Genomic DNA, 20,423 nt, shown 5'->3' with positions numbered 1-20,423 from the left:
ATTAACTCCTTTTAAATAGTCACTTAAATAATAGCACGTAAGAGCATATTTGTAAAGGAATCTCCAATTTTTTATCAAAGAGAGTACGTGATTACAAAATAGCTGTAATAATGTACCAATATTTGTTATTCTATAATCTTCCAATTACTCCCGTTCTTTTCAAGTACCAAATCAAATTGAGATACCTGCGTTGCTTTGGTCTGCTGGTCGATATACTCCACTGTCAGCGATACCGTGACTTGATTATCCTTACGATTGTGAATAGGATTTACCAGTTCTTGAAAGATGTACTCTTTTCCGATTGGTTTTAATATCCCGTCATTCACATAGTAGGAAAGTTCACTGGCTGTCGCTGTAGGATAGAGCTTGAAGAACGTCGTTAAAAACTCATTGATTTCATTGGTTGTAATGGAATCAACCGTCCCCTCACTTTCAATGGCTTTTGGTTTATAACTTGATTTCTTAGGTATGTTGGTAATGGTCGGATTCTTAACCAGTACCATATTTCCAGAACCATCTACATAGACACTCACTATATAAGCAGAGTGGACGGTCTTTGTATTTTCTCCCTCTGTAATGAGCTGGTCTACACTGTAGGTTACATTAAACTCATTGTCGCCAGTTGGCTCTACCGTCCATATCTGAAATCCTCTTACAGAAGACGATACAGGAATATCTTTGCGTACTGTATCAACATTGAGAGCTTGAAGTTCATCTGTCAGATAGCCTTTTAGACTTTCCATTCGATTATCAATGGACTTATCGGATTGCTCCCATGAATAGTAGACTTTCGCAAAGTTCTCTACAAAATTTTCTACATGATGAGTATCAACGTATTCCTTTTCTATGATAGTTGTTTCGTGAATAGTATGAGTATCTATAGCTGTAAAGTGCTTGAATATCGCAAAGCTGAAACTAAGCCCTAAAAGTACCCACAAGGCAATCACAACCTTTTTATGAGGATTGACCTTATAGTAGACACGAGGTTTCTTTTCCTTTGGTATCTGTTTTTCTTTATTCTGATTTTTTCTAAATTTCATCATTAAATCTTCCTTTCTCATTGTTTGATTCGTCCTGCTCCCACTAAATGCTGTTGCCAGTAGGGGCTTGTTAAGTCGGCATAACCGATTGGGTCGCCTGCATGAAACATACGGTTATTGCCAAGGTATATCCCAACATGAGTAATATAAGAGCCAGCGTTATAGGTAGAATGAAAGAAAACCAAATCGCCAGCTTGTGCTTCCGATAGTGGGATATGCTGGGTCACATCATATTGCTGTTGTGCGGTTCGTGGTAAGTTAATTCCAACTTTTCCATACGTCCATTGTGTCAGTCCGCTACAATCAAAAGAAGTAGTCGGGGAAGCTCCACCGTAAACGTATCGCCAGCCCTCATATTTCAGTGCTTCGTCCATGATGGCTTGTACCGTATCATCATCAAACTCTGTTGTGACAAGATACTGCGTTACCAGTTGCACATAAAACATATTGCCATAGTTGTATCGCCAGCCCCCATTGATAGGTATGGCTATGGGATTGGGGTAAGACACTTTTTCGCCACCTGAATACTCTTTTGAGAAACTTTGAGCCAGTTCAAAGGTATATTTATTTCCACGATTAGCCACATACCCTAAGAAACCACCACCATAATTGTAGGACTGGATAACCGATTCTAAATCTACACTGAGCCTTTCGCTACTGGCTAATAATTCACTGAAATACTTCACACCTTGCTTAATGGATTCTTCTGTACTCAATGAATTAGGTGGAAGACCGAGGGATTCCGAGGACTGCATAACATCTTCCGCAGTACCGCCCGATTCCACCTGTATAATCGCAAGAAGTATGTTGACATATTCTTCAACGCCATATTCTTTGGCATATTTTTCTACCATAGGCTTATGAGCCAGCACTTCTGCGGAAACATTCACACCTCCATAATGAATATTGGAAATTCCGCTGTCCTGTTCATCTGAAAATAAAATGGCAACAAACAGAAGCAGTGAGAAGACCATCAAGAATAATCCAGAACCACCAATCACTAAAGTTTTCAACTTCATGGTTTCTTACCGACTTTCTTAATGGTGGCGGTTTTGATTGGTGGTCTACTTCTTGTATTTTGTAGTGGTACTCTTTGAACAGTAGACGGACGTTCTTTTGTGATTGGACGTTGTGAAGTTCTATCTGCTGTAGTGGTTGAAGTTGCTGGCTTTTGAACGGTTTTTTCTTGAACGGTATTGCCTTGGCGTTCCACTTTTGGACTTGAAAAATCGGACTTAACTGCTGGACGCTCTTGTTTGGCTTGTTGAGATCCCTTATATGAAGTCTGAATATTAGACTGTTTTGAGGTCTGTTCATCATGATATTGTTCTTGTCTTGTAGTCGGTCTTTCATGAACAGAAGAAGCAGGCTGTTTTTTCTGTTTGACCTGTTCCATTTCAGAGCGACGCTTCGCAATGGTTTTTCGCCTTTGTTCCTGCTGTTCCTTGCGTCCACTGGCTCTGTCCGCTTTGGTTTGAGAAATACTACTGGTTAAATCACGGACATTCTCTTTTACTTTGGATTTTCCTTGATATACTGCATATCTTGCATTGGTCGGCAAATCTTTAACCTGTTCTTTCAAACCACTAGCAGTGTCTACCATTCTGTCTTTGGTATCAGCTACTGTACCGATGGTTTGACCGATACGTTTTCCAAGTGTTGATTTTTCCTTTCCGTCTGGTCGGGAGTGATCTGCTTGTGTCCTTGCAGAACTCCCCGAACCCGACTGTCCTTTTTTACCTGTAACAATGGCAGACCCAGCCCCTAGAGTAGTCATGGAACGTCCAAGTTTCCGCTGTAGACGGTGCATGTGAGCGTGCATAAGCATACGAGGTTTTCTCATCACACGACTTCCCACACTTTGAGAATCGTTACTCTGTAGAGAAAACATACTCATTAAATCGCCCAGCTTGAAGTAGATTCCTGCAAAGGTCACAATCTGTAGAAAAGCAATCAAAAAGAACGGATAACCAGCCGATAAGGTATAGAGCATGGTTGAAATACTAAATGCTGTCGTAATAATCAATGTGATTCCAGCTCGTGTCAAAATGGTATTAAAGAGCTTTGTTATGGCTCGTTTTGACATACCATCAAATGATGGAATCATGCTTAAAATAAAGCTCACAGGCAGAAACATAGCATAGATGATAAAAAGTACCTGCGAGAAAATCATGATTCCTGTTAATAGGAATACAAATATGGAAATCCCAATATTGAAGACAAATAGGAAGAAGACTGTACCTAAACGGTTAATGGTCTTTGTAATGGTTAGATTGGTATTGCTTCTGTCTTCAATTTCTTCCGCAACAATTTTTTCTCTGTCTTCGCCATTGTTGGAATCTGGGCTGGTGGAGAGCAGGCTTTCCACACGGTCAATACCGATACTTTCAATGTCTGAACTGTTGTATTGAAGCAGTAGCCACGGTTGCTGAACCTGTATGGAAAACAGGCTATCTCTGATTAAGTCCACGCTGTCCTTGCCTTGACTATCGGAATGGGGCATGACAATCTTCGTGCCAAGTGATAAACTGGCATTACTGATGTCTGATGAAAAGTCATTGATTTTTTTAATGTAGTCGGGAGCGTAGGCAATAAAGGAAGCCGATAGGATAAACACCAGCACAAAATTCATAATGGCATGAATTGCCTTTGTGGTTTCTCTCTTTATCAGTCCCGTATAGGCAACATAAACCCCAAGAACCAAAATCAAGAGTAAGAGGAATCCAACATAGAAACCCTCTGTTGAAAATCCGTTTGCACTCACACCAGCTAAGGTCTGCATATTCTTACCAATGGAATCTGCTGTAGCGGAAATGAAGTCTAAGGAATAGGCTTCCTGTACTAAGTAACCTGTCGCATTGGAAACATACAAACTGATTGTCCAAATAAAATTGGTAATGGCATATAGTCCATACATGACCTGTTTTCCAATCCCGTCCGACCAGTTCCACGGAAGCCAGCCCCAGCTATTATCCACATAAAAATCCAGTTGATAGTTTTCAAGTGGGTATCGGCTGTATTCATTTGCCACATTGACCGTATCATCTACCAAGCCCGCAGCTTGAACCACCGTTCCCAGCATGGCTAAAAGAAAAATGGCAATCACAAGTGTGAAAGCCACTGTCATTGCCACTTTACCTAGACGTTTCAGCGTCCAGTTTGATTTTATTCTGTTTACTATTGATGGTTTCACATTTACACCTCTTTTCGCACAGGTGGTCTGGTATCAAAGGCATGGAGCAGTTCTTCAAATACAGGGTGGAACTGTATCACACCGACACGACCATATAAATCACTGATAAGGCATTGCCCGTTTTCCAAATCACGCAATCGCTTCTGATTGTTTTCGTCCTCTGGGTCTACACCAAAAAAGGCTAAGGTCTTTTTAATCTCGTTAAGGTCAGTGGAACGAAATGCAAATTTTAAGCCGAGGTTATTTTTCAGTTTTTCATCTAAGAGGTCGTCTGTATTTTGGGTCACGAAATATACCCCAGCGTTCATAGCACGACCAGCCCGAACCAGCTTCATAGATAGTGTTTTTCCTTGTGCTACCTGTAAAAAGCTCCATGCTTCGTCTAAATCTACAATCTTGAAAATGCTTCGGTCTGTATGGATAAAGTCTAAAGCAAAGGTACTAATGACAATCAGCATAGCAACGGATAAAAGCTCCATAGTGGTATATTCCTCAAAGGAAGTTTCCTTGTCGGGAAGTACCAAGTCCGCAACCTGTATAATGTTCAGTTGTTTTTCTAAGCTGATAGACTGCTCCACATAACCATTACTGAATAATAAATGTGCAAAGTCATAGTCTGTAAAACTTTCGATATGGTCGGCTATACTGGTACTTAGTGGCGTATTCTCAACCCGTAATTCCTCAATCACTTTCATCAACCCTCGTACTTCACTATTGGTTACTGCACGAATGGCTTTTCTAAGGATTGGGAAGCGTTCCCCATCACGAGAGGAAATCCCCGTAAGGAATGTCAGAATATCAATAGCCAGTGATTCAGAATCTTTGGGATTTTTCATAATCACATAAGGGTCAAGTAAGCCTTTGTTTTTCTCATCAGAAGTCAGAGTGACGATATTGATTTCATGGGAAATCTCTGGCAAGGTTTCTTTCCATCTGCCACGTTCTGCTTTTGGGTCTACAATCACTGCTTGTGCCCCATAAAGCACCGCATAATAGACGATAAGGTTATTCGCAAAGGATTTACCACCACCCAGCGAACCAACAAAAGCCGACGCTAACGCATTGGTTACTGAACCCTTAACCCCTTGACTGGCAAGAGCAGGTTTCAGATAGACATTGCGTCCAGTATCTAAGCTGTAGCCAACATAAATCCCCTCATTTTCCCCCAGCATTTGAGTAGCACCAAAACCTAAACCAGCGAGGAAATCAGAGGTCACGTATTGAATATAATCATTCATATAACGCTTGCTGGCAGGTAAAAATTCTTCATGTAAGCCGAGCATATCCCCAAATGGTCGTACCAGTTTTACGCTTAAATCGTCATAAAAATCTTTCACTTCATTACAACGACGTTTGAGTTCGTCAAGATCATTTGCTGATACCCTTACCACATAAGACAGCTTGTACATAGATTCCTTGCTTTGGTCTAAATTGGTTTCCAGCTCATTCACACTTTCCAGAGCTTCCGCCACATTGGAGCTGGTTTCATTATCACTTTGCCAAGCGTGGTTATCCAAGTCTTTCAGTTCTTTCTTTTTATTGCGGACAGTAGATAGGGCTTTACGATTCGCTACAATTTCCACATTCATTGACGTATCAATCGGGAATGTAAATTGCTGTTGCTGGTAGTAGAAGATTTCAGAGGACGGGAAGTCCAGTTCTCCGACAATGCTGTTAATGGTAAAGTAAGCTACATAGACGGTTTCATCTTCCTGCTGGATTTTCAAATATCGCTGTTTTTCTTCCACCAAACAGCGAGTAGGCTTAATCAAGTCATAGTATTTAATCAGCGTTTCATTATCCAGCTTTTTCTTTGATAGATGGTACTCATACTCTTCATAGGCAGTGCCTGTCTGTCCGTAAAGGTGTTCAATCAGATAGCCGAAGTCGTCCTTATCTAACCTGCGGATTTTGAAACGACGAGAGATTTTATTTTCTAAGAGCTTTTCCATCTTCTGAAAACGCAGGATTTCATCATTACTCATACTAACAAAATCGCCCATCAGCTTATGGTTCACATCATAGACAAAATCAGACAAAGCATTTTTTGCTTCAACGGTAAGACTTTTCATAGAAAACTCCTGATCGTTGAGAAGCAACTTAAAGCCGATAAAGAAACGGTAGTTCACTTGATTTTCGCCAATCATGGATATTAAAGCGTCTGTCTGTTGGTCGATTTTGTCATAGGCAACCGCTTTGAGCTTGCCAGTGACTTCATTTTTGGAACGCTCTTGTGCAGAACGTATGCTGGATTCTGTACTGATTTGTAAAGCATGAATTTTGCCATCACGATTTTGTGCGATAAGCTGTCTGAAAGAATCATGCACTTGTATTTTCTGTTCTGGACTTAGAAATGAGTAATTGTAAGGAACAAGCTCATAGTAAGCATAACATTCCCCGTCTTTATTCCAGACGAGATTGTTTTCAATGTATTTAATTGGATATGCCATAAAATTCACTCCTAACTGCTGTAATGGCTTCTTGTGGCTGGTTTCTACCAAGCGTTACTTTTTTTCCTGCATAGGTCAGCTTTGGTCGCAGTGCATAAGCAATGACAGACTTCAAAAATCCATAAGGCTTTTTACCATCAAAAGTTTTTGTAGACATAAACCATGTGAAAGCCACAGGAATCCCAAAGTATTTGAGAAATGCTCCCTCTATCATGGAAAGAGGGGGCAAGTTGCCAAGTATCATCACTGCAAAGAGTGACACGACAAACCATGTCATTTGCGTAAAGGTTATGGGAAACGGAAGTCTAAAATCATTGATAGAATACAGTACCTTTTCCACAGACCAGATACTGGTATAGCTTCGTATTTTCTTCATGTAATCAATCCTTTCATAAAAAATAGGGGTAGCTGATTGAGCCACCCCGTAAAATAGAAAATCTGCCAGTAGTAATGTACCGACAGATTTAATAGACGATTTCAAAAATCCCATGATTGGTTGAGATAAACGTTCCTGAAAGGTCTAAATCCCGACCATAGGCTTGATAATCAATATAGTTTTGAAGACTAGCTGGTACTTCGCCTAAAGCACCCGTTTCTTCAATGTAGTAGCGTGCCACGTCATACATATCATCACAATCGGAATGAATGATAATATCCTCTTGATGTTCGCTTAGTTCTTCAATGCTTGAAAAATGAGTGAGCAGAGCAGATAGCTCCGATTGTAATTCTTCGGGTAATTCCGATACCATTTCCCATAGTCGATTGAGTTCGCCAATGGAAGTGTATTCGTCAACCGTAAAGGGTAACTCGTAGTCATGAATGGCGTATTCCTCATATTCATCATTCAAGCCGATTTTCTCTTTGACTTCCTCAAAGTCAATGGGAAAGGTAAACCACGCACCGACCAATTCGCCCTCATTGTATTTGCCTAAATTCGCAATATAGACTTGCATATCGTCCATATATTCACGTCCTTTCTTTGTAGAGATTCAAAAATCCCTACCGCACTTCGTTTGGTGTACCATTCCTTTGCGGAACATAAGAAAACCACTTATATTCCACAAAAGAACGGTTTTATTTAAGCACCAATAATGCGATTGAATAGCTCTAGTAAAATGTCTTTTACTCCAGCAGCGTTGAAGACTAAGCCAACCGCAATAATCGCAATAATTAAAAAGCCAATCAGTTTGCTAAACTCACGCTTGAAGCCAAGATACAAGCCAATCACAACGATTGCTAAAAGCACCAGTGATTGAGCGTTTGATAGAAACCAGTTATAAAGGTTTTGTCCAAAATTCATAAAAATGTTCTCCTCTCTATATTCAATGAATTTGTATTTGAGTTATTTTTTTGTTGTTATCACGTCCTGTTCTTTTACTGACTGTTGCTTCAAAATCTGCTTGTGTCGGTCTGTCAGTTTCGCATGGTCGAGAATGTCTTTTACAACCTGCGTCTGGTTGATTTCATCAAGTTTAATCGCAACCTTTAAGGTCGGGGCAACTTGATGAGATAGCCAGTTCAGCGTCCTTTGGAAGGAGTAAGGCTCTGGTTTTGTGGTTAGTTTTAATCGTTCACGATTGTTCCCAATAAACCAAGCCCATTCTTCATTCAGTTTCCAATCAGAACGAGGTTTGGAATCGTCTTTATCTACAAAACGGATATACCGATTGATAATTTTAAAGGCGGTATGCTCTGGATTGTCATAGACGAGTAAATCACGGACTGCATAATAGGCACGCTCATTTTTCAATCGAATCTCAAAACGGTTTTTTACTTCTGCGTCTTCAATGGGAATATCATTTTTCTTGTACTGCTCGTAGTCCTTTTCATAGATACAGAAATAAACTTCACTTTGTAATGAACCGATATAGAGGGTGTTTCCCATACATTCCTTTTCCTCTTTGCGTACCAGTTCGCCACTGCGATAGCTTTTAAAACTGCGGAAGACGGAGATACATTCTTCCTGTTGGCACTTTTCAGTGAGTACAGGGATATTCAAAATCCCTGTCTTATCGTTAATGGCAAGGTCAAGGCGTTTCATCACACCGCCAGCCACCAAAACGTCCATAAAGAACTCATACCAGCTTCTTTGTTGTGCCAGAAGATAGCTTTCAAATTGTCTGCACCCACGACCTTTCAATTCCACCAGAACTCCTTTGTCCAGTTCATGGGAGCAAAGGACGAATATGTCGCCTAAAGCATAATGCTCTGAATAAGAATAGAAACCATAGTCCTCATGAAGAAAATAGGACAGTTTCAGTTGTAAGATGTTTTCGACCACCTGCTGTACGTCTGTTGTCGGAAAGCGAATCCTTACATAATCAAACAGCATTTCAAGGGGAGCGTCGGGATTGAAGCGTTCCAGAGCTTCCCAAAGGGACTGCTGTAAATCCTCTGATGGCTTGACTTTTCCTGTTTCAATATCGCTTAGATACTGCCTTGTAATACCAGTCGCAACAGCTAAACGGTTTTGAGATAGTCCATAAGCCAAGCGTTTTTCTTTTAAATGCTGTAACCAAGTTTGTTCATTCAGTAAAAATCCCTCCAATCAAAAAGGCGTATGTCAACTTTTAAAGCCCATTTGACATACGCTGAAATTTTGTAAATCCCTTGTAACCAAAGGATTTTCTAATGTTTTTTTGACTGTTTCCTGTCGATTTGTACCCCCCTGTTAGATACGGGGGGTTAAGTGCTGGCGTGGCTATTGCCACACCAGCCAGCAAGATCAGTCCACACCTGCGACTTCCGCTTCGCACGTCGCCTGCGTGGACTGTCTGCTGTTGGATAACTTTTTAATTTCCTCCAAGAAATCATATCCTTTTGGTACAAGGGGAGTATAAAACTCTGATATGACACTTGTTCCTACATCAACATAGCCACGACCTTTGATTCGCTTTAAGAAGAAATCCTTTTGTACGTCACTGCCAAACATCATGCCATAGCCCATTTCAGACATACGACCTAAAGCCACTCTGAAATTAAACTGATCACGGATTCCGTCGCCTAAATATTTTGCGTCTGGACGTTGACAAGCCAGTATTAGAAAGAAGCCAGCTTGACGACCTAACATGACAATCTGTTTCAGCTTATTCATAACTGCGGTGTTTTCTTTTGTTCCCAGCATTTCCATGAAAGCGACGTATTCATCAAAGATTAAGAAGTGTGCCGGGAGACCTAAGTAAGCATAATTTTTGCCAGTCTTATAGTTCTTCATCTGCTTCATTTCCTCACTACGTTTCATCATTTCTTCATAGAATGTTTCAATGCAAGAAAGCAAGTCTTCTTTTCTATAGTAGACATTTGCCATCACAGAACCTAAGTCCGCAAGGTCAGCATTTTTCGGGTCAAGAATATACAGTTTTGAATCTGTATGAAGCAAGGCTTCAATCAGTGTCAGTATAAAGTAAGTTTTACCGCCACCTGTACCACCAGCAATCAACATATGAGGGAGCTTATCATATTCCCACCATACGTTTTTCATTAAGCGAAGTTTACCATCTTTAGCTTCTACTTCATCAATAGAAATACGACTGGCTATGGTGTCATAGAGCAAAGTATATTCCACATAGGAATCCTTTAACTCTTTATCCGTCAGCTCACAGTACAAGCCACTCTCTAATTTCTTTTCCAAGTGTAAGAGTTGGTCTTGATATTTTCCCAGCGTGATTTCCACCCGTATCTGTATCAAGCCATTTTTAAGTCGATAATACATTTTAGGGAAGTAGGTTATCTTTTCCTTTGTACGACCAGCACTATCTTTAAAGAAACCCTCTGTTTTGACCTGTTCAGATTCATACCACTTGTTTTCAAGTATCATCTTTGCCAGTTTTTGACGGTGGTAAAGTTGTTTAACCGTATCATAGCGAACCCGTTTGAATACAAACGCTACCAGCAAGCAGATAAGAATTGCGACACTGAAACTGATAATTAAATAGGGAATGTCAATCTTATCTGCTTGTGATAGGTTAAAATCCTGCCAGTTGATCTGCTGGATTGTCTTCACATGAAACAGTCCGACAACCAGCAGGAAAACAGGCAGGAGTGACGCTATCGTAAAATGAAAGACTAAATCTTTACCAGATGGGCGAATCCTTTTACCACGCTGTTTCATGCGAAAAAGTCTCCTTTCTACCTAGCGACTATTTGTCTTGTGTCGGTTCTTTCTTTGCTTGTGGTTGAGCTTTGAATGAACTAGAATCCTTTGTCAGCACAATATCGTCTGCCTTGATATACCAGTCAACATCTGCTCCTTGATAGGTGGCAGTAGCAACGGTGTCCGCAATGGGATTGATAAGTTCCACCCGTGCGTTATAATCAAACTCTTTCAAAGGCACGCTGGCAGGAATACTTACTTGAATCATGCGTCCTTGTCCTTTGGATTTTAAGTCATAGGTACGTTCCTTGATTTCATCTGAAACCGACCCGTCTTCATTTTGGATTCTCACTTCACGACGTAGAGCAGAGAATTTCAATTCTCCAAAAGTCGTGTCTTTATCTAATACAATGCCATTTGCTAATCTCATCATTTTTCCTCTCTTTCTTTATTCTTTTATCATGTCGTCAGCATGTAAAAGGTAATTTGTAAAACCACGAGTGCCGATTTTGTAGCCCTCTGCGGTAATACGTGGATTGACTAACTTCACACGTTCCTCAAAGCCGAAATGTTTTTCGCCAGCTTCAGCAGGAAGCACCACCACAATATCATCTGCTCTTTGAACATCAGAATAGAGATTATAGCTTCTTGATAAGACAGTTAGCCGTCCGTTGATTCTTCGCTGAACGACTTTATCCTCGCCAGCAAATTCTAAATTGCCGAATGTTTTTTCCATGTTGGGAATCACAAATTTAAGTTCCATATTTTTACCTATCCTTTCTTTTTTATTGGCTGAATGAATGTTTGATGGTCTTAAAGAGTGGGGAACGACCTTTTGATTCTTGATTTTTTGTTTTCATAAGTTCACTTCCTTTCAAAATCGGGTAAAAAAATAGACACCTCATTTTTTGAAGTGTCTACCTATTAAATATTCAAATTTTATTGGAAGTATCTTTATATCTTCACTTTTCAAGGATAAATCGTCGTATCAAAGCTCATTCATAAGTAGTAAATTAGTAGTAAATTGAGTGGTTTTGACCTTGATAAAGTGTGATAAGTCCAGTTTTTATGCGGATAACTAGATTTTTATGCTATTTTTAAAAGAAAATTTATTGCTTTAGTTATTCTTTCAATTTTTTCTTTAGTGCAGAGGTTTTTATCAATAAAATCAAATGCCTCCGTTTGATACCTAAATGTTAAAGGCATAAACTCTGAATGACTTGAAATAAACACAATTGTAGCTAAGGGATCAATTTCTTTTATTTTTTTGCAGTTAGTAGCCCCAACTTTTCATTTTGTCCTAATTCAATATCTAGAAAAAATAATTGATGACTTCCTCTTTCTTTAATATTGTCCAATAATTCTTCTGATTGATCAAAAGTTTGTATGTTATCGTTTTCCCGATTTTTTTGTGAAAGTATTTGTTTTATTAATTTTTCAAGATAAAATTGCTGACTTAAATTATCTTCCAAAATATATATTTTCACCTTACTCTCCAATATTTCTATTATTTTCAATGATAGCAGATGACAATTATGAGTTATTTTTAAAATTATTACTATATATTATACATCTTGCCTTAATTATTATCAATTGCTTGCCGTTTGCTTTTAATTGATTAGAATATCACTATTTATTCTATTTGGGGGAGCTAATCAAATGCTGCTCTCTCACTTAATATTAAATCGGACATAAAAAACACAACCTACTGGCACTGCACCCAATAAATGAGACACAAGAAAAACACTCCTGTAGAATTCTAGTAAAATAGAATCAGGAGTGTTTTATTATGGTCAAAAAAGCTTACTCGTTAGAAACTAAATTAGCCTGTATTGAAATGAAGAAATCAGGTAAAACAGAAAAAGTTATTATGGATACACTTGGTATTAAAAATAAAAGCCAGATTTATACCTGGTGGCGTTGGTACCAAAAAGGTGAGAGTTATCGCTTTTATCAACCTGTAGGTAAGCAATATACTTACGGTCAAGGCATGGAACAATTATCTGAAGTTGAACAATTAAAACTTCAAGTTGAACTCCTAAAAAAGTATCAAAGCTTGATGAGAAAATCGACAAAGTAACACTCATCAAGCTGGTTGATTACTACAAACATCAGTATCCAATAGGTTGTATTCTGGACTGCTTTAAAATCCCACGCTCAACCTATTATCGCTGGAAATCTAATATCAAGTCTCCTACTCATGATAGTCTTATTGAAAAAGTTGAAAAGCTCTGCTTAAAATATAAGTTTATCTATGGGTATAGAACCATTACAAGTCTTCTAAAGAAAGAGTTTGGGGTTATTGCAAATGTAAAGAAAGTCTATCGGATTATGAAGAGCAGAGGATGGCTATGCCGCACTAGAATAAAGAAGTCCCCTAAATTAGGCAAGCCATACTACGTCACAAAAAATAAGTTAGACCGTGACTTTAAGGCAAGCAGACCATTACAAAAACTTGTTACAGATATTACTTATCTTAACTTTGGAAAATCTACCTTATACTTATCATCTATTATGGACCTCTATAATCGTGAAATTGTGGCCTATACTATTTCAGATACACAGGATAATAATCTTGTACTTGATACCCTTAATCAACTGGATGTAGAACCTGGAGTCCTATTACACAGTGATCAAGGATCTGTCTACACCTCTTATGCTTACTATCTTGTTTGTAAAGAAAAAGGCATTACCCGCTCAATGTCTCGAAAAGGGACACCTGCAGATAACGCCTGTATTGAATGGTTTCACTCCGCTCTAAAGACTGAAACTTTTTATCTCCAAAATAGGAGAAAATACAACAAAGATAGTATAACAAATATTGTTAAAAATTACATTACATTTTATAATGAAACTAGAATTCAACGTCATTTTAAAAACCAATCTCCTGTTCAATTCAGGAAATTGGTTTCATAAGAGTGTTTTTCTTCTGTCCCACTTTTGGGGTGCAGTGCCACTAGCCGTGTTTTTTATTTCTTCCTACCATCCTAATTTAAAGCTGTTGTCAAAATATTCCTTTAACACGAGTCTGTGTTTATTAGATAGTTTATCTAAAACATGGATATTGTCTTTTGAAAAGAAATTTAATGTTAGAGTCTCTTCGTTGCTGAAATCGGTAATAGCTATGCTTGAACTTGCCCTAACTGCATAGTTCGTTTTCTAAAATGCCACCTGCAAAGAGCCTAATTACTTTGTCATGACCAACTTTCGACCGGAGATAAGAGATCTAATCTTCTTTTTTTGCTCCTTAACATAAAAATACCTCCAACACTACAGTTTAGAGGTATCTCAGCATCTTTTTAATTTTTAAGTCAACTCTAGCGAAACCTTTTTGGTGCTCACTTGCCACAAAGTACCGAGCCCCTTTTTTATGATGAGTATATACAATTTTGAAGGGCTCGTTCACCAGGGCCTGCGTTAGCTAAGGTATTGTACAACTGACTAGCTTTCCCTGCCTTTCTTGGCTTGCCAATGAGGTGCTAAGCAAACAAAAAGTAGTTAGACTTGATTCATAAATCGGGTGCTAATACTCTTTCTGATTATAGCCAAAGTCGGCTAAATCTAATTTTTTATCTCGCCAGTTCTTTTTGACTTTGACCCAGGTTTCGAGGTAAACCTTATCTCCTAGCATGATTTCGATGTCACGTCTGGCCATCTTGCCGATTTTTTTCAGCATGGCGCCTTGTTTTCCGATGATAATGCCTTTTTGGCTATCACGTTCAACCATGATTGTAGCGCGGATGTGGATTTTATCCGTCTCTTCATCGCGTTTCATTGATTCAATAACCACAGCAACCGAGTGGGGAACCTCTTGTTGGGTCAGATGAAGTACCTTTTCACGGATCATTTCAGAGACTAAGAAACGTTCTGGATGGTCTGTAATTTGGTCTTCAGGGAAGTATTGAAAGCCCTCTTCTAGATTATCGGTTAGAATCTTAATCAATGTTTGCACGTTATTGCCTTGTAGGGCAGAAATAGGTACTACTTCTTTAAACGCCATTTGACTGCGGAAATCATCAATCTGCTCTAAAAGCTTGTCAGGATGGACTTTATCGATTTTATTAATGACCAAGACAACCGGGATTTTGGCAGCCTTTAGGCGTTCAATGATCATATCGTCGCCCTTGCCACGTTTTTCATCTGCTGGCACCATAAAAAGCACAGTCTCCACTTCACGCAAGGTACTGTAGGCCGACTCAACCATAAAATCGCCAAGGGCGGTCTTTGGCTTATGAATCCCTGGCGTATCAATAAAGACAATCTGTTCTGTCTTGGTGGTGTAAATGCCCATAATTTTATTGCGCGTGGTTTGGGCTTTATCACTCATGATGGCAATTTTTTGGCCCATAACATGGTTGAGGAAGGTTGATTTTCCAACATTTGGACGACCCAAAATCGCCACAAAACCTGATTTGAATGTCATTTTGTCTCCGTTAATTCTTTAAAATAATATGGTCTGGCCAGAATAAGCCTCCTAGGCAGCGTAAGCTTGGTTGGGACTCACTTGTCTAATGCTTTAACTTTCTTGTCACTAGTCAGCCAAGCTAAACGCTCTGCTATTTTCCAAAAATCAAAAGCCAAATCTTGGGTAAAAAGATAATTAGACCAGTAATCACTGCATAGCCTGAAATCACTAAGACGGCACCCGCGGCCATATCCTTGGCCTTTTTGGCGAGCATGGAAAAGTGATAGTCGCTGGCCAAATCAACTACATTTTCGATGGCAGAATTGACGATCTCCATGGTAATGACCAAAAAAATGGCCAAGAACAAAAATAACCACTCAATCGCTGATAATTTAAAGATAAGTCCAGCTATTATCACTAATAGAGCTGATACGAGGTGACTTTTTAAATTACGTTCTTCATCAATGGCAGTTAAAATGCCCGTAAAGGCAAATTCTAAACTAGAAGCAACTGTTCGGTTCTTCCACTTTCGTGGTGAATTATTGTCGTGTGAGGCCATAGGCAGTCAAAATCTCTTCCTGTAATGTGAACATTTCTTTCTCCTCTTCAGGCGTATAATGGTCATAGCCATTGATATGTAAAAAGCCATGGACTGCTAAAAAGCCCATTTCACGTTCAAAAGAATGCCCGTACTCAGCAGCTTGTTCCTTAGCTTTATCAATAGAAATGAACAGCTCACCAATATAGGCGTCAAACTCAGATAACATTTCCTGAAGTTCTGGATCGTTAGCTAGCTCTTTTGGATCAAATACAAGTGGTGTTTCTGGCTTGTATTCTAACGAAATAACATCCGTTGGCCGATCAGTCTGACGAAATTCCAAATTTAAGGCATGGCTGCGCTCGTTGGTGACAAAGGTTACAGCCATTTCTTTATCTTCTTTACCCGTTTTTTGAGCGGCAAAATTGAGCAAATCAAGCGTTTGCTCCATAATCGCTTGAGAAACTTGTCCTGTTTCATCAATCATCTCTATGTGCATAGTCATCTTCTTTCCAGTACTTTTATCTTTTTATTATACCATAAGAGCGGCCAAATGGAAAAAAGAGGACGTTTTCATCTAAGTCTGCAAAAGAGCAGCAACTCTTTTTTGCAAGTCTGGCACAACACCTGCTTCAAACCAGGGATTTTTAACATGCCAGCGAAAATTGCGAGGCGATGGATGAACGAGCGGGAAATAGGTGGGTAGATACTCCTGATAGTGGCTCACTGTTTCGGTTAAGGTTTTATAGGCTCTATCTTTAAGGTAAAAAGCTTGCGCATAACTACCAACGAGAATCGTTAAGCTTACCTGGGACATAGTCGCTGTTATGAGAGGATGCCAGCGCTGGGCAAAGCCCTTACGAGGCGGGAGGTCACCTGAGTTTCCTTTACCAGGATAGTAAAAATCCATTGGCAAAACCCCAAATAACCCCGACTGATAAAACAGCTCTCTATCAACACCTAACCACGCCCGCAAGCGGTCGCCACTGCGGTCATTCCAATATATCTGGCTTTCTTGGGCGATGATGCCTGGCGCCTGTCCCACAATAATGATACGTGCAGTTGAAGGATTAGCATAGAGCGGCTCAATACCTCTTTGGGTATAGGTCTGATTTTGCGCATCCTTCATGATTTGTTCTTTAATAGTATCCATACTCTTATCCCTTGCTTGAAACGTTTGCTCACCTTCTGATCACAAATCACTTTGCTACTCTGAGTATTTGGCTAATGAACTCCAAGTGCCCGGCTTACTGATAATGTTTTTATAGCTCATTTGATCTTGTTTAGCCACATCCACAGGTGAAAACCTTGTTTTCGCCATTGGCTATGGCCCGTCTACCAGGACAGTTCAAAACACTCGCTTAAGACAACTAAAGCATAATGGAAACCGCCAATAAAACAAAGAAGAGAGAAAAACTGATTAGAGACACTCTCATACGTTTTCTCTCTTGTATCTGCTTAGCTATTTTCCCCAATCACAGGATAGTGGTTAAAATCGGGTGCCGTGGTTGGCGTTGGAGGATTTTCAGCTTGGACATCTTGTGGGCTTTCATAAGCCTTAATAATATCTGCCACAACTGGATGACGTACGACATCACTAGCTTTAAAATAGACAAAGTCAATGGCCTTAATTGTTTTAAGCTTTTGGCTGGCGTCAATTAAGCCTGACTTGACATGATGTGGTAGATCTATTTGGCTATGATCACCATTGACAATCATCTTTGAGTTAAAGCCAAGCCTGGTTAGAAACATTTTCATTTGCATCTTGGTTGTATTTTGGGCTTCATCGAGGATGACAAAGGCATCATCTAAGGTGCGCCCACGCATATAAGCTAGTGGCGCAATCTCAATAATATCACGCTCCATCATCCGGCTTGTCTGCTCTTTTCCAAGAATTTGGTACAAGGCATCATAGACGGGACGAAGATAAGGATCTACCTTTTCTTTCAAATCACCTGGTAAAAAGCCTAGGCTTTCGCCCGCCTCAACGGCCGGACGGGTCAAGATAATTCTTTTGACTTGGCCTTTTTTAAGAGCTGAGACAGCTAAGGTCACTGCTAAAAAGGTCTTTCCTGTCCCTGCCGGGCCAATGCCAAAGACCACATCGTGGTGTTTAATGCTCTCAGCATAGACTTTTTGGCCAAGTGTCTTCACCCGAATGGGCTTACCACTGTTATCCTTGATGATTTCTTCTTCATATAGGGCGACAAATTTGTCAATTGTTCCATTATTAACCATTGACAAGGCCGTGACAACATCAGAAGTATTAATCATCATCCCACGTTCTACCAGAACCAAAAGAGCTTGGATGGTTAAGCGAGCTGCTTCGATTGCCTCGGCAGTTTGACCAATAACCTGGACACGTTCTGTTCTAGCATGAATGATGACTCCCAAATGGTCTTCAATCAATTTTAAATGCCGTTCATTGCTACCAAATAGGGCAAGGAGATCGTCAGGGTGGTGGAGAATGATATCAATAGAATACTCTTGCAAATGGAATGTCCTTTTCTATATTTTCTAGCTTCATTATAACAAAAAACCGATGACTTTTACCAGTAAATTCCTTGAACCAGCCAAATTCTAAAACGTATTTTCCAATCCTTAACAGCAAAAAACCGCATGCAAACCATGCTTAAGCGCATCACATGCATCCGGTTTAAAACACTAACTGTCATAGACAATTTTAGGGAACCAATAATCGCTCAGCTTGGTGCTAAATAGCTTAAATCAAGTGAGCTTCTTTAAGCAGCTCTTCAACATAGGTGCCTTTAATCTTGTTCATGCCGACTTTACGCATGAGAGCTGGGATAGGAATATCCATATCTTCAATTGGTTTTTTATCGTTAAGGTAATAAAGGGCTTTAAGCAATTCACGAATATCATAAACCGAATTAAAGACTTCAGGTACCCCACGTTCAACCTCTAAGAACATGTAAACGGCTTCCATTGCTGTACGGATAGAGTATTCTGTCGTAAAGACAGTATCACGTGAAGGGGACTCAGCAAAATTGCCGATAAAGGCAAGATTGATTGAACCTTGCGGAATCACATCAGGACGATCTCCTTTAACCCGAGGCATAAAGTAGCTCGTAATATATGGCATGTAAACAGGAACAGTATTAACATAATCTTGACCTGCTAAGGTTTTTATTTTAGCTTCGGGTACACCTAAATGATACAGCCATTCTTCAGTAATCTCGCGACCTGTACATGCTTCAATCGGTTTTTTCACAAAATTGCCGTCAACATTAGAATACAAACCATAAATCCAGACAACCGTTTCATTTTCTGCTTGTTCTTTAAAGTGTGGTTGGCGATGAATCGCAAAGCTCATCATCCAGTTAGAGTCAGTGACTGTAACAATCCCTCCGGTATTGACTTTTCCATCGTGCAAATCACGATGGGTAAGCCGTTCAATATAAGGCTCAATCGCAGGATCTTTAATGGTAGCTGTGGCAGAGACAAACCAAGATTCTTTTGGTAAATCTTTATAGAAAACTTTCGGTTGACCAAAATCATCTGATTGGGCAGCAAGATTTTCCCAAAGATTCCAAGAACCGCCTAGTTGTGTATTAGGTTTAGCAATGGTATCATGACTGCCATAAGTGGTACTTTCTGTAATGGAACCATTCGTCACAAAAACCAAATCATTTTCAGTTAAAGGAATTGTTTCAGCTTGTCCACCGGTCGTTAAATGAATAGCCTTTGCTACTTTTTTAGTTTGGCTGACAGCCACATCAATATTTGTCACCTTTGCATCAAATTGAAACTGCACATGATGGGATTCCAAATAGCTTATAATAGGCTTGACCATTGAATCATACTGATTATATTTATTGAATTTGAGAGCAGTGAAGTCAGGCAGTCCACCAATGTGATGGATAAAACGCATTGCATAGCGACGCATTTCTACTGCTGAATGCCATTTTTCAAAAGCAAACATCGTTGCCCAATACGTCCAGAAATTACTGTCAAAGAACGCTTTTGAAAAGACATCCTCAATCGTTTTATCCCCTAATGACTCCTCAGTTGCCAAAATGAGTTTAATCAATTCTTTAGAATGGCTTTCTAATGTAAAATCGCCATCACTATCCAAGCGATTCCCTTGTTGATGAATTAAGCGGCAGTTAGAAGAGTTAGGATCGTCTTTATCTAGCCAATAAAACTCATCCAAATAAGATGCCCCTGGTACTTCAAGCGATGGAATCGAACGATACATGTCCCACATACATTCAAAATGATTTTCCATTTCACGGCCACCCCGTGTGACAAAACCAATTCCTGGTTTATTTATCCCATCAAGGGAACCTCCTGATAAGGGTAATTCTTCAAAAATATGAATGCGTTCACCATCCATATGGCCATCACGAATGAGAAAAACGGCAGCTGCCAAGCCAGCAAGACCTGATCCCACAATATAGGCTGATTTGTCATCAACACCTTTGGGTTTACGGGTTGAAACAAAGGCTTCATAATTTCCGCTAGTGTAACGCATAATAAGACCTCCTCCTTTGAGAACGTATTCTTCTCTTGTTGCTTACATTTTACCGCTTCTAATAGGCAAAGGCTACTAAAAAACTTACAGGAGAAGCGTTTTTAGACAGTTCAAAAAAGGGTGTCTAAAAAGGATAAGCTGATATGTACCCCTTTCACTGAATTAGTCCAGTAAAAGAGATACATATCAAGCCCGTTCTTGTTAGCATG

Annotated in this window: 19 protein-coding genes and 1 pseudogene; 1 reads left to right on the top strand and 19 read right to left on the bottom strand. The window is 39.6% G+C overall.

Annotated features, from left to right (window positions below; all coding sequences use genetic code 11):
- Window positions 1-125: 125 nt before the first annotated feature.
- From K5J94_RS05010 to K5J94_RS04950, 12 genes are all read right to left on the bottom strand, one after another.
- On the bottom strand, window positions 126-1,061 hold the full coding sequence (locus K5J94_RS05010; RefSeq protein WP_001224320.1) for a conjugal transfer protein: 936 nt from the start codon (window positions 1,059-1,061) through the stop codon (window positions 126-128).
- Complete coding sequence (locus K5J94_RS05005; RefSeq protein ID WP_221912562.1) at window positions 1,058-2,059, bottom strand: bifunctional lytic transglycosylase/C40 family peptidase; 1,002 nt, start codon at window positions 2,057-2,059, stop codon at window positions 1,058-1,060. The genes K5J94_RS05010 and K5J94_RS05005 overlap by 4 nt, the downstream gene beginning before the upstream one ends.
- A complete protein-coding gene (locus tag K5J94_RS05000; RefSeq protein WP_221912561.1) occupies window positions 2,056-4,233 on the bottom strand; it encodes a CD3337/EF1877 family mobilome membrane protein in 2,178 nt (725 codons plus the stop codon). Before K5J94_RS05000 ends, K5J94_RS05005 begins: the two co-directional genes overlap by 4 nt.
- A 2-nt stretch (window positions 4,234-4,235) precedes the next feature.
- Entirely contained in the window at window positions 4,236-6,683 is a 2,448-nt protein-coding gene (gene tcpF, locus K5J94_RS04995; protein WP_000331160.1) for a conjugal transfer ATPase TcpF, read from the bottom strand.
- Window positions 6,667-7,059: a conjugal transfer protein gene (locus K5J94_RS04990; protein ID WP_000723888.1), complete on the bottom strand. Its 393-nt coding sequence runs from the start codon at window positions 7,057-7,059 to the stop codon at window positions 6,667-6,669. The genes tcpF and K5J94_RS04990 overlap by 17 nt, the downstream gene beginning before the upstream one ends.
- Before the next feature lie 88 nt (window positions 7,060-7,147).
- Window positions 7,148-7,645 carry an antirestriction protein ArdA gene (locus K5J94_RS04985; protein WP_000342539.1) on the bottom strand — a complete coding sequence of 166 codons (498 nt, stop codon included), beginning with the start codon at window positions 7,643-7,645 and terminating at the stop codon, window positions 7,148-7,150.
- Window positions 7,646-7,761: 116 nt separating this feature from the next.
- Window positions 7,762-7,983: a hypothetical protein gene (locus K5J94_RS04980; RefSeq protein WP_001009056.1), complete on the bottom strand. Its 222-nt coding sequence runs from the start codon at window positions 7,981-7,983 to the stop codon at window positions 7,762-7,764.
- Window positions 7,984-8,025: 42 nt separating this feature from the next.
- On the bottom strand, window positions 8,026-9,231 hold the full coding sequence (gene mobT / locus K5J94_RS04975; protein WP_000398284.1) for a MobT family relaxase: 1,206 nt from the start codon (window positions 9,229-9,231) through the stop codon (window positions 8,026-8,028).
- Window positions 9,232-9,408: 177 nt separating this feature from the next.
- The gene (locus K5J94_RS04965; RefSeq protein WP_000813488.1) at window positions 9,409-10,794 is read right to left on the bottom strand and encodes an FtsK/SpoIIIE domain-containing protein; all 1,386 of its coding nucleotides are present in this window, start codon (window positions 10,792-10,794) and stop codon (window positions 9,409-9,411) included.
- A gap of 28 nt (window positions 10,795-10,822) precedes the next feature.
- Entirely contained in the window at window positions 10,823-11,209 is a 387-nt protein-coding gene (locus K5J94_RS04960; protein ID WP_000985015.1) for a YdcP family protein, read from the bottom strand.
- A 15-nt stretch (window positions 11,210-11,224) separates the two neighbouring features.
- Window positions 11,225-11,539, bottom strand: a complete 315-nt coding sequence (locus K5J94_RS04955) for a YdcP family protein (RefSeq protein WP_000420682.1) — start codon at window positions 11,537-11,539, stop codon at window positions 11,225-11,227.
- A gap of 496 nt (window positions 11,540-12,035) precedes the next feature.
- Window positions 12,036-12,263: a response regulator gene (locus tag K5J94_RS04950; RefSeq protein WP_221912560.1), complete on the bottom strand. Its 228-nt coding sequence runs from the start codon at window positions 12,261-12,263 to the stop codon at window positions 12,036-12,038.
- A 302-nt stretch (window positions 12,264-12,565) separates the two neighbouring features.
- On the opposite strand from K5J94_RS04950, the gene K5J94_RS04945 reads away from it, so the two are divergent.
- Window positions 12,566-13,692, top strand: a protein-coding gene (locus K5J94_RS04945; RefSeq protein ID WP_231700340.1) for an IS3 family transposase whose coding sequence is annotated in 2 segments (ribosomal slippage) — window positions 12,566-12,836 and window positions 12,836-13,692 — 1,128 coding nt in all. Because the reading frame shifts where the segments join, the coding sequence is not laid out codon by codon here.
- 63 nt (window positions 13,693-13,755) lie between these two features.
- On the opposite strand, the pseudogene K5J94_RS09685 reads toward K5J94_RS04945, so the two are convergent.
- The 7 genes and pseudogenes from K5J94_RS09685 to K5J94_RS04910 all read right to left on the bottom strand — a co-directional run.
- Window positions 13,756-13,896, bottom strand: a pseudogene (locus K5J94_RS09685) (DNA mismatch repair protein MutT); the annotation flags it as partial.
- 403 nt (window positions 13,897-14,299) lie between these two features.
- The gene (gene era / locus K5J94_RS04935; protein ID WP_159565151.1) at window positions 14,300-15,199 is read right to left on the bottom strand and encodes a GTPase Era; all 900 of its coding nucleotides are present in this window, start codon (window positions 15,197-15,199) and stop codon (window positions 14,300-14,302) included.
- 133 nt (window positions 15,200-15,332) lie between these two features.
- Window positions 15,333-15,740 (bottom strand): diacylglycerol kinase family protein, encoded by a 408-nt coding sequence (locus K5J94_RS04930; RefSeq protein WP_159546180.1) that lies wholly within the window; start codon window positions 15,738-15,740, stop codon window positions 15,333-15,335.
- On the bottom strand, window positions 15,721-16,218 hold the full coding sequence (gene ybeY / locus K5J94_RS04925; RefSeq protein ID WP_159546186.1) for an rRNA maturation RNase YbeY: 498 nt from the start codon (window positions 16,216-16,218) through the stop codon (window positions 15,721-15,723). Before ybeY ends, K5J94_RS04930 begins: the two co-directional genes overlap by 20 nt.
- 78 nt (window positions 16,219-16,296) lie before the next feature.
- Window positions 16,297-16,872 carry a uracil-DNA glycosylase family protein gene (locus tag K5J94_RS04920; RefSeq protein WP_221912559.1) on the bottom strand — a complete coding sequence of 192 codons (576 nt, stop codon included), beginning with the start codon at window positions 16,870-16,872 and terminating at the stop codon, window positions 16,297-16,299.
- A gap of 305 nt (window positions 16,873-17,177) precedes the next feature.
- Entirely contained in the window at window positions 17,178-18,212 is a 1,035-nt protein-coding gene (locus K5J94_RS04915; RefSeq protein ID WP_221912558.1) for a PhoH family protein, read from the bottom strand.
- 229 nt (window positions 18,213-18,441) lie between these two features.
- Window positions 18,442-20,214: an oleate hydratase gene (locus K5J94_RS04910; protein WP_159582866.1), complete on the bottom strand. Its 1,773-nt coding sequence runs from the start codon at window positions 20,212-20,214 to the stop codon at window positions 18,442-18,444.
- Window positions 20,215-20,423: the final 209 nt, after the last annotated feature.

The sequence above is a fragment of the Streptococcus halichoeri genome (assembly GCF_019774635.1).
GTDB lineage: Bacteria > Bacillota > Bacilli > Lactobacillales > Streptococcaceae > Streptococcus > Streptococcus halichoeri.
The sequence above is the reverse complement of the archived record's forward strand: the minus strand, read 5'-3'. Positions and strand labels throughout refer to the sequence as shown.

Bases quoted from the DNA above. Each gene is read 5' to 3' on its own strand.
- K5J94_RS04910 (WP_159582866.1), bottom strand. From the start codon at position 20,214: ATGCGTTACACTAGCGGAAATTATGAAGCCTTTGTTTCAACCCGTAAA.
- ybeY (WP_159546186.1), bottom strand. From the start codon at position 16,218: ATGCACATAGAGATGATTGATGAAACAGGACAAGTTTCTCAAGCGATT.
- tcpF (WP_000331160.1), bottom strand. From the start codon at position 6,683: ATGGCATATCCAATTAAATACATTGAAAACAATCTCGTCTGGAATAAA.
- K5J94_RS04955 (WP_000420682.1), bottom strand. From the start codon at position 11,539: ATGGAACTTAAATTTGTGATTCCCAACATGGAAAAAACATTCGGCAAT.
- era (WP_159565151.1), bottom strand. From the start codon at position 15,199: ATGACATTCAAATCAGGTTTTGTGGCGATTTTGGGTCGTCCAAATGTT.
- K5J94_RS05010 (WP_001224320.1), bottom strand. From the start codon at position 1,061: ATGAGAAAGGAAGATTTAATGATGAAATTTAGAAAAAATCAGAATAAA.
- K5J94_RS04920 (WP_221912559.1), bottom strand. From the start codon at position 16,872: ATGGATACTATTAAAGAACAAATCATGAAGGATGCGCAAAATCAGACC.
- K5J94_RS04960 (WP_000985015.1), bottom strand. From the start codon at position 11,209: ATGATGAGATTAGCAAATGGCATTGTATTAGATAAAGACACGACTTTT.
- K5J94_RS04990 (WP_000723888.1), bottom strand. From the start codon at position 7,059: ATGAAGAAAATACGAAGCTATACCAGTATCTGGTCTGTGGAAAAGGTA.
- K5J94_RS04985 (WP_000342539.1), bottom strand. From the start codon at position 7,645: ATGGACGATATGCAAGTCTATATTGCGAATTTAGGCAAATACAATGAG.
- K5J94_RS04930 (WP_159546180.1), bottom strand. From the start codon at position 15,740: ATGGCCTCACACGACAATAATTCACCACGAAAGTGGAAGAACCGAACA.
- K5J94_RS05005 (WP_221912562.1), bottom strand. From the start codon at position 2,059: ATGAAGTTGAAAACTTTAGTGATTGGTGGTTCTGGATTATTCTTGATG.
- K5J94_RS04980 (WP_001009056.1), bottom strand. From the start codon at position 7,983: ATGAATTTTGGACAAAACCTTTATAACTGGTTTCTATCAAACGCTCAA.
- K5J94_RS04965 (WP_000813488.1), bottom strand. From the start codon at position 10,794: ATGAAACAGCGTGGTAAAAGGATTCGCCCATCTGGTAAAGATTTAGTC.